Here is an 8521-nt window from a genome sequence, read left to right as displayed (position 1 = left end):
CCCTAAAGGGCTCCCCCCAAAGCTCCCCCCCCCAAATGAACGAAAGCACAACAGACATCATCCCTCCCCCGCGAGTCAAAAAACACGTATCCGTTAACGTATCCGTTATAGGAGGGGGAACCCTTTTTTTCCATCCTGCTATTGCACGACAGAAAAATCATGGAGGCAATATTCTTCCTCTAAGTTTTTTGCCATAGACTGAGCCACCTCTTGCGAGATGAAGAGAACAGCGTTGTGTTTTTGTGGTTCAAGTCTGATTAAATTTCGTGTCTTTCCAGCGTAATAAAGTGAAAAGCCTCGATAAGAAGTCTTGAGATAACTTGGCATGATTACCACCAATAATCTGACAAGACATCACAAGGGCGTAAACGATGTTGTTTTTCATAAGAGCCATAAAGATTATCTTCATAATCGCGCGCCTCTCTTTCATCTAAACACACATGATAGGCTTCACTATTCAAAATGAAGGGCTGCAATTGTGTATTTTCTTCATTTATTTCGTAATTTTCGGCATAAAAATCAGCGACTTGTTCTGTAACCTCTTCAGCATGATTGGTTGTAAGATCGAGTCGTAAAACTTTATAAACAGTTTCAGATTCTTCAATAAGTTCGAGCACTTCTTCTATTTCGTCGATGGGGCCCTCATAGATATCAGGCTTTTCATCTTCACAAAGAATGATAATGATTTCATCCTCTTTAACGAACGGAATATTTTTCATGATTTTCCCCCCTTTAGATAGTTGATAAAGCATAGCTTCATCTTGACAAGATCAAATATAGCGTTAGTCTTATCTCCTCTATAGGAGAGATGTCAACCATTTTATCCTTCATAAAAGATATATTTTAAATCTTTGCGGGTTTCAAATGACATATATAAATAAAATTTTTTGTTCTTTGTTCCCCTCATGTTCTTTTGTTGTTCTCTATTTGTTCTAACTCAATTGCAATGATAAACACACAGGAGAGATAAAATGAATGATATAATATTAATAGAATACTGGAGTCGTCTTGATTCAAAAACACAAAAGGAACTTATTTTGAAGCTTCGCCAACGGGTCGCCGCAAAAGAGTTAAAATCGCCTGTCTCTCTTCCGGAGAGAGTTTTGAAATAAGCTCTATAAATTCTTTATCTTCAGGACTAGCGCCCTTACCGTAGAGAATATAATTCATACTGATACCAATTTCGTGACAAATTCGCGAGAGAGATTCGATTGTTGGTTCTTTTCCTTCAGAAAGGATAGAATGAAGGTATCCCGCACCTTTACCCGCAGCCAGAGAGATAGATCTTTTTGACCGTCCACTTTTTTCTAAAACAGTCCTTAATCTTTTACGCCAACCATCGATATTCATAATTTCACCATATAGCGCGCCTTTTAAAAAAAACACGTCCTTTTTTACAAAACGGGCTTGCAATATCCCCTAAAAAAGATAAAATTAAGGGAACAAATTTTATTTTTTAGGGGGAAATAAAAAATCATTTTTTGCTCATAAAAACTTTAACCACACCATAGGATCAATAAAAGACCACTTCCAAAAGCTGATACCCAAAAGCTGATCCCTTGAGAAGTGTTGTCCTCTTTAATTTTTTTCATAATTACAATCTCAAGTTGTAATTTTCATGACATTTAAGCACAACCACTCATTGATAAACATCATAAATAAATCCTTTAGTTGTTATTAAGCAGAGCCAAACGCAACACAAGCTAAATTTCTGTTTGCCCTTTTATCGCCAATGAATCTGTATAAGAAAGAAGATTACCGTATGAAACAGGTTGATCAACAAGAAACTCCTCACCATGAATCGTCTAGGCTTCCATATGTTTGTTGGTATCAAAATGACTTTCTAGGAGGTGTTCGTGGCATGCGTGCACACGAGATTGGAATTTATACGATTCTTCTCAATGAAATGTATGCCCGCGGACGTCCTCTAGAAATATCGGAAGAACGTTTAGCGCGTCTTTGTGGTTGTGACAAGCGAACTTTTGTTAATGTTTTAGGAATGCTCATCCGCGAGGGGAAGATTTTAAATTTAGCCAATGGCTTATGGAACAAGCGCTGCGAAAACGTTTTTCAAGAGCGTGAAAAATTGCTTGAACAAAAATCCTTTGCGGGTCGTTCTTCAGCAAAAAAGCGCAAGAAAATCAATGCTGAAATTCAACAACTGCTTAACGAGCGAACAAAAGATGATGAACAAAGCTTAGAAGCTCAAAAGGCAGAAGAAAAGAAAACACCTATCGGTGTTTTTGAAAAGAACCTGCTGTTTGATGGATCAGAAGCGTCCCTTTCTTGCCAAGAGAGCCAAAGCGCTTCATCTGCCACCTCAGCTTTTTCTTTCCCTCGTTTTCCCCCTCCATCGGCAGAAATGGAGGGTGAAAGCGGCTCGCCCGATGCTTGGCAAGCAGGGGCGCAAGGGGGCTCTATCCCACAAATTGTCCCAGAAAAAAACACAAAAAAAACCGCCCATTCCAGCATTGTCAAAGGACACCGCCTTCCTGAAACTTGGCAAGCAGATATCGAGGCAGCCGTTTCAGAAGGCTTAAGTGAGAAACAAGCCCATTGGCAAGCCAAGAAGTTTCGCGACTATTGGCAAGCCAAGAGCGGCAAAGAAGCGCTCAAAGCAGACTGGCAAGCGACATGGCGCAACTGGTTTCGCCGTGAGATCGAACGGCAAGAACAGCAAAAACAACAAGGGGGGATCTCACCACGCCCTTCTGAAAGCAACGAAAACCTTTACCGCAGTCTGATCAACTATAGCGACAAATGTTGACACCACATGGCCTAACCACTTTTTCAAACAAGCAGCCGCGAGGGCACAAATGTTTCAAAATCATAAACAAAACACCATCCGACAAAACACTCCTGAGCAGAGAAACAAGCGCCCAAACAACACGCGAAGCAACCACAATAAAACGCACTCACCATCACCCACCCCGCTCTCATCACAACAGCACGCATACCCCACATGCCTCATCTCTTCCACACAAAGGAACACATCACCCGCAAGCCGCAGAACCGCCTCCTTTTCTTTCACGCACCCACCTTGCCCCACCGCTTTGATACAAGGCAGAAAGCAAGCAGATATCAACACGGTTGTTTTAGAAGGCTTGAGTGAGAAAAAAGCCCATTAGCAAGCTAAGAAGCTTTGCAACTATCGGCAAGCCAAAAGCGGCAAAGAAGCGCTCAAAGCAGACTGGCAAACACCATAATGCCACGCGGATTTCATCTCACATCGAACGGCAAGAACAGCAAAACAGCCCGCTTTTGAGAAAAACAAAAAATAAGATCACGAAGACCATGAACACAATTTTTGAAATCAAACAAAAACTGATCACACAAGCAGAGAGGATAGCAGAAATGCTTCTTCCCCAAGGGTACAAACGCGGCAACCATTGGATTGTTGGCAACACACGCGGCAAAGCCGGTCAAAGTTTATCGATTTGCTTAAGCGGCAATAAAGCGGGGCTTTGGTATGATTTTGCAGAAGGCATTGGAGGCGATCTTTTAGATCTTTGGTGTGAAGTCAAAGGCATCCATCTTTCTCAAGCCTTAGAAGAAGCACGCGCGACTCTCAATCTGACACGTCCCAAACCCTTTATGATCCCCCATCGTTCCTATCGTCGTCCACCGGTTCCTAAAGGGTGCCCCCCGCAAAATCGCGTAAAAACTTATCTCCACAAAGAACGCCACATTCCTCTAGAAATTATCAAGCGTTACCGCATAGGGGAAGAGGGTGAAAAAATCATTTTTCCCTTTTATAAACCTAATGGCACCCTTGCTTTAGTCAAAGAACGGCTTGCTCAAGCAGGAGCGAAAGCGAAACCTACAGCAGCCCAGTGTGAACCGATTTTATTTGGTTGGCAAGCCCTTTACCCCACCACCCACACCGCCACGCAGGCAACACAGCCCGCATCCGCAGACCACACCGCAACCCACGCAACACAGCCTACGTCCATAGATCACGCGTCGTTTTCCACACTTTCTTCAACAAACCGGATAATTGTCATCACGGAAGGGGAAATTGATGCGCTTTCGCTTGCCGCCTATGGCTATCCGGCGGTCTCCGTTCCATTTGGAGGTGGAAAGGGTGGTAAACAGAATTGGATTGAAAATGAATTTGATCATTTAGAAGCTTTTGAAACCATTTTTTTAGCCACAGATATGGACCAACCTGGAGAAGAAGCCGCTCGTGAAATTGCCAGCAGGCTTGGGCGTCACCGTTGTTACCGTGTCTGCTTACCCCGCAAAGATGCCAATGAGTGTTTAACCGCGGAGATTGATGCAGCTACCATAAAAGCAGCTTTTGCCTCCGCCAAAAGCTTTGCACCAGAAGGCTTACGGCGCGCCTCAGACTATAAAGATCAAGTCATTGGGCTTTTTTGGCCAGAGCCTGAAAAACATCTTGGGTATACGGTTCCCTATCCTAAACTCAAGGACAAATTACATTTTCGCCCCGCAGAATTAACGCTGTGGAGCGGTGCCAGTGGTGCAGGCAAAAGCCAATTATTATCCGACTGTATTCCCCATTGGATTGCGCAAAACAGCCGCCTTTGCTTAGCCTCTTTAGAGATGAAAGGAGAACAATCGCTCCGGCGTTTAACGAAACAAACGGGCGGCTTAGAAAAGCCTACAAAAGAGACAATTGAACGAATTCTGCATTTTTTAGACGATGGGCTTATTCTTTATGAACATGTTGGCAAATCAAGCGTAGATGCCTTGCTTGATGTCTTTGACTATTGCCGTGCACGCTATGGTTGCGATCAATTTATTATCGACAGTCTCATGCGGCTTGGCATTGTCTCAGATGATTATGCAGGGCAAGAACAAGCGGTTTATAAAATGGTTGATTGGGCTGTTTTAAACAATGTGCATATTCATCTTGTCGCCCATGCCCGCAAAGGGGGGTTGGATAAAGATATCCCAGGGACAGAAGATATTAAAGGCGCCTCAGAAATTGGTGCGAATGCTTTTAACATTATCACTATTTGGCGCAATCGATCGTTAGAAGATAAAATTTTTGCCGCCTCGCTAAAAGCAGAAAAAGCAGATTTAGTCAAACGTCCCGGTGTGATTATGAATATTGCCAAACAACGTTCCGGCGATTTTGAAGGCAAAGTAGGTCTTTGGTTTGACGCCCAAACCTACCGCTATCGCTGTTCTTTTGAACAATCCTCGCCTCGGCGTTATCTTTAACACCTCTCCCCCCACTCTCTTAAAGAATGCCTTCCCCATCACACGCGCAGACTTCAGTCCCTGATAAATAAAAGGAAAAAGAAATCCCAAAATGCAGATCAATACATTCTCATTCGAGAACCAAAGCCAACTCCACCCCAAACGCTCTGCTCCCCACTGAGCAAAATTAAAGACAAGAGCCAAAATGCAGATAAACAGCAAATAATTCAAAAGCCGCAACACCCTCTGCAACACTGAATCGCTATGCGCACGTATAAAGAACCCCAAGAGCAATTTCAACAAGAGTGCCAAGACCAACACCTTCAAAAACATGCCTTTTTCGCTATTCATATCGCTGACGCCCACAACAAAAAGATACAGGATAAATCCTATCATGCCACAAAACGCCATCACCTTTAAAACACCAGCCCAAACCACAGGCAGACTTTTTACGCTGAAATGCATCACACCAAGGACAGTGGCAAACATGCAAGAAAATACACACCCCTTCAACAACAACGCCCCGCTAACAGCGTAACTTCCCACGCCTGCGCAAATAAAACCAAGGTAAAGCGCAATCACACCATAAAAGACCACCCACCTGCCAAAAAACGTCCATCTTGTAATCCCACGGCGCGCGGCCGCCTTATCAAGAAACACACCAGCCACAATAAAAAAGAGGAAAAACAGCAATCCACTCAGACACCAAACCCCGCATGACATCACACCACTCCTATAGCAATCAACTCAAAGACCATGCCGAAAATGCAACAAAATACCCATCCTTTTCAAAACAAAGCCAAGTCACCCCGAAGTGACCTTAAGACGCTTTGCACCAATACAAGCAAAACCGCTCACAACGCCAAAAAGGACACTAAACACCCACTTATTGGAGAACCAAAGCCAGCCCATGCCCAAATGCTCGGCTCCCCCATAAACCAAGTTAGAGACAAGAACCATAAGGGACAAAAAGATCATATTCCTGAAGACAGCCTTTTTTGTAAGCCCGAAACGCTTCATGGCTATATGCGCACTAATATAAATAAAAAATAAGGAAAGACTTATAAAGCCTAAAAGCACCAACAACGGTAAAATTACCTCTTCAGGCGACATCACACCACTCCCCCACCAAGTTATTCAAGGAAAATCCATCATGCAACAAAACACCCCTCTGTTCAAGATTAAAATCCATGGGGCTCCCCCCTACACACAGGGCAAAATCCAAGCCACCCCCAAGCCCCCATACCCACGCACACAGGCCTCCCTCTAGTCCCCTCTTTTTGTCCGGAGAGCAAGCAACATTTAAAAAAAACAAGAATCAAACGATACTTTTTCAAGGAGATGATATGAACCATCAAGCGAAGAAAAAAAACACGCACTTTCTTGACCCTCAAGAAAAAGGAAAGCATATGGGGCATTTAAAAACGCAAGAAGTCGCCCTTGAAACGAGCAACCCTTATTTTCAGCCCCATCATCCAGAAAGTTCCAGCAATCCGCGCACCATCAAAGTCCTTGTCAATGCACAAAGCCGCCCCATTGCGCTTTTATATACGAAAGGACATATAAGTAAGGCACAATATAGAGCCGCAGAACGTTTTTATTTTTACTGGCGTCACAGTCAGGCTGATCTCCACATGAGCCTTGACTACACCCGTGAAAAAGTTTCCTGTAGCCAAAGCACCACCCACCCCATTGAAAGGCAAATAGAGGCCTCCAATCATTTAAAAACCATCAAAGAACAACTCGGTATTCTTGGCTATTCACTCCTTGAGCGGGTTATCGGCCATGGACAAGCGATCAAAGAATTAAGTGCTTCAAAACGCAAACAAAACTCTCTTGCCGATCATTTACGCGATTGTTTAGACTTGTTAGCCTTTCATTGGGGCTATGCAAACCAGAAACATTTTGAATAATCCTCATCGCCATTCGAGAACAACACACGAATGTTGCCCCCTCGATAAGGAGAATTCCCATGCCGCCGCAACAGACCAACAGCTCCCCACTTCATCCCCGCCACACCTTTTTTAAAAAAATACGGCTTCACAAAACCCTTGCACTCAAGATTCATACCCTTCAAAAAAATAAAGCCTCTAATCCAACGCCAGTCTATCGCCATGCGCTACTCTATTTGTTGGTTTTTTATTGAAGAATAAAGATAGCAGCATGTATCATAAAATCTTTAAAGACTTAATTGACAATAAATTTCAGAATAAACATTCAATAAAAAAGAAGTATTCATGACCTTTTAAGGCATAAAGAGCAAAGTGTTCTTTTTTGTAAAAAGTATTTTTATATTGCTCTCTTTTCAATTCTCTGCTATTTATAGGATAAGTAGTTCTTTGTAAGTGTGTCTTTCTATATTTTTAGACATTCTTTTTGATATTTTTACAACCCCAATTTTAAAATTATCTTATTTGTTGCCTTCTGTTTATCGCAGAGGACTTTTTTTATGACTATAGTGTCTTAAACCCTTTTAAACTTTGTGGTATTCTTCCATAAGATCTTCCTGCAACACAGATCATTCAAAAAGAAGACCTATCATCCCAGCCCATCATCTTACTGAGCAGTAAGCCAAGTGTATAAATGCCGCCTTGCTCTTTTTATGAAATATCAAAGATGGGAAGCAATAAATTTTATATCATTTGGGCTTTATTGTTACCCCCTTCACAAAATATCACCGCGAAAGAAAGACAACATATCTTGAGAAATATTAAAACAAGTCCATGAATAAGGCTGCCTAAAATATCTTCCGTTTGGGGTATTCTGTTTGAGAGCGATATGAATAAAGCCTTTGAAATAATTGAAATATTGAACCAATGCTATGCGCTCATAGCAAAAGCTAAACTGCCGAAAAATGCCTCATAAATTTTATTCGACCTAAAAAAATCAAAAAAAAAACAAAAAAATAGCACAAAAATATCTTAATTCTCATAGAGTTTTCACATTGTTACGATGAAATTCATCAATGAGTCTCACTTTATAACCCTCTAAAATATTGAGGAGACGAAAATAAATACCTATAGCAAAGTAAAAACCAATTAAGATAAATAACAAAGTTTCCTAGGCTCTCTCTATTTTTATGAGATATGCCTTTCCTATGGATGCACTCTGCCATCATAAAGAGCGCACCCTTCCCCTCAAGGGATACACGCCTCAACCCTCATAAGGCTGTATCCAATCTCTAGAGGGTGCGCTCTGCCCTCACAAAGAGCGCACCCTTCCCCTCAAGGGATACACGCCTCAACCCTCATAAGGCTGTATCCAATCTCTAGAGGGTGCGCTCTGCCCTCACAAAGAGCGCACCCTTCCCCTCAAGGGATACACGCCTCAACCCTCATAAGGCTGTATCCAA

General features: G+C 42.4%; 9 protein-coding genes. 4 read left to right on the top strand and 5 right to left on the bottom strand.

Features of this window, described 5'->3' with window-relative positions:
- On the top strand, positions 1–197 hold a 197-nt coding region (locus tag HWX04_RS08365; protein ID WP_210259583.1), incomplete at its 5' end, for a hypothetical protein.
- Here HWX04_RS08365 and HWX04_RS08725 read toward each other — a convergent pair.
- The 3 genes from HWX04_RS08725 to HWX04_RS07345 form a co-directional block, all read right to left on the bottom strand.
- A complete protein-coding gene (locus HWX04_RS08725) occupies positions 139–327 on the bottom strand; it encodes a hypothetical protein (protein ID WP_175869495.1) in 189 nt (62 codons plus the stop codon). The two genes, HWX04_RS08365 and HWX04_RS08725, sit on opposite strands and share 59 nt — an antisense overlap.
- A gap of 2 nt (positions 328–329) precedes the next feature.
- Positions 330–719 carry a hypothetical protein gene (locus tag HWX04_RS07350; RefSeq protein WP_175869494.1) on the bottom strand — a complete coding sequence of 130 codons (390 nt, stop codon included), beginning with the start codon at positions 717–719 and terminating at the stop codon, positions 330–332.
- Between the two features lie 313 nt (positions 720–1032).
- Positions 1033–1350 carry a helix-turn-helix domain-containing protein gene (locus HWX04_RS07345; protein ID WP_175869493.1) on the bottom strand — a complete coding sequence of 106 codons (318 nt, stop codon included), beginning with the start codon at positions 1348–1350 and terminating at the stop codon, positions 1033–1035.
- Positions 1351–1762: 412 nt separating this feature from the next.
- On the opposite strand from HWX04_RS07345, the gene HWX04_RS07340 reads away from it, so the two are divergent.
- A complete protein-coding gene (locus HWX04_RS07340) occupies positions 1763–2767 on the top strand; it encodes a YdaU family protein (RefSeq protein ID WP_175869492.1) in 1005 nt (334 codons plus the stop codon).
- Positions 2768–3294: 527 nt separating this feature from the next.
- The gene (locus HWX04_RS07335) at positions 3295–5190 is read left to right on the top strand and encodes a bifunctional DNA primase/helicase (protein ID WP_175869496.1); all 1896 of its coding nucleotides are present in this window, start codon (positions 3295–3297) and stop codon (positions 5188–5190) included.
- Positions 5191–5973: 783 nt separating this feature from the next.
- On the opposite strand, the gene HWX04_RS07325 is transcribed toward HWX04_RS07335, so the two are convergent.
- Positions 5974–6282: a hypothetical protein gene (locus tag HWX04_RS07325; RefSeq protein ID WP_175869491.1), complete on the bottom strand. Its 309-nt coding sequence runs from the start codon at positions 6280–6282 to the stop codon at positions 5974–5976.
- 233 nt (positions 6283–6515) lie between these two features.
- Here HWX04_RS07325 and HWX04_RS07320 point away from each other — a divergent pair, with 233 nt between their 5' ends.
- A complete protein-coding gene (locus tag HWX04_RS07320) occupies positions 6516–7082 on the top strand; it encodes a hypothetical protein (protein WP_175869490.1) in 567 nt (188 codons plus the stop codon).
- On the opposite strand, the gene HWX04_RS07315 is transcribed toward HWX04_RS07320, so the two are convergent.
- Positions 7055–7285, bottom strand: coding sequence for a hypothetical protein (locus HWX04_RS07315; RefSeq protein ID WP_175869489.1), 231 nt, complete (start codon positions 7283–7285; stop codon positions 7055–7057). The genes HWX04_RS07320 and HWX04_RS07315 overlap by 28 nt on opposite strands.
- Between the last annotated feature and the right edge of the window lie 1236 nt (positions 7286–8521).

This window comes from Bartonella gabonensis, assembly GCF_903679515.1.
Taxonomy (GTDB): domain Bacteria; phylum Pseudomonadota; class Alphaproteobacteria; order Rhizobiales; family Rhizobiaceae; genus Bartonella; species Bartonella gabonensis.
This window is presented reverse-complemented; position numbering and strand designations above follow the sequence as displayed.

What these genes read in the sequence shown, in the direction of transcription:
- HWX04_RS08725 (WP_175869495.1), bottom strand. Translation starts at nt 327, where the DNA reads ATGCCAAGTTATCTCAAGACTTCTTATCGAGGCTTTTCACTTTATTAC.
- HWX04_RS07350 (WP_175869494.1), bottom strand. Translation starts at nt 719, where the DNA reads ATGAAAAATATTCCGTTCGTTAAAGAGGATGAAATCATTATCATTCTT.
- HWX04_RS07345 (WP_175869493.1), bottom strand. Translation starts at nt 1,350, where the DNA reads ATGAATATCGATGGTTGGCGTAAAAGATTAAGGACTGTTTTAGAAAAA.
- HWX04_RS07340 (WP_175869492.1), top strand. Translation starts at nt 1,763, where the DNA reads ATGAAACAGGTTGATCAACAAGAAACTCCTCACCATGAATCGTCTAGG.
- HWX04_RS07335 (WP_175869496.1), top strand. Translation starts at nt 3,295, where the DNA reads ATGAACACAATTTTTGAAATCAAACAAAAACTGATCACACAAGCAGAG.
- HWX04_RS07325 (WP_175869491.1), bottom strand. Translation starts at nt 6,282, where the DNA reads ATGTCGCCTGAAGAGGTAATTTTACCGTTGTTGGTGCTTTTAGGCTTT.
- HWX04_RS07320 (WP_175869490.1), top strand. Translation starts at nt 6,516, where the DNA reads ATGAACCATCAAGCGAAGAAAAAAAACACGCACTTTCTTGACCCTCAA.
- HWX04_RS07315 (WP_175869489.1), bottom strand. Translation starts at nt 7,285, where the DNA reads ATGGCGATAGACTGGCGTTGGATTAGAGGCTTTATTTTTTTGAAGGGT.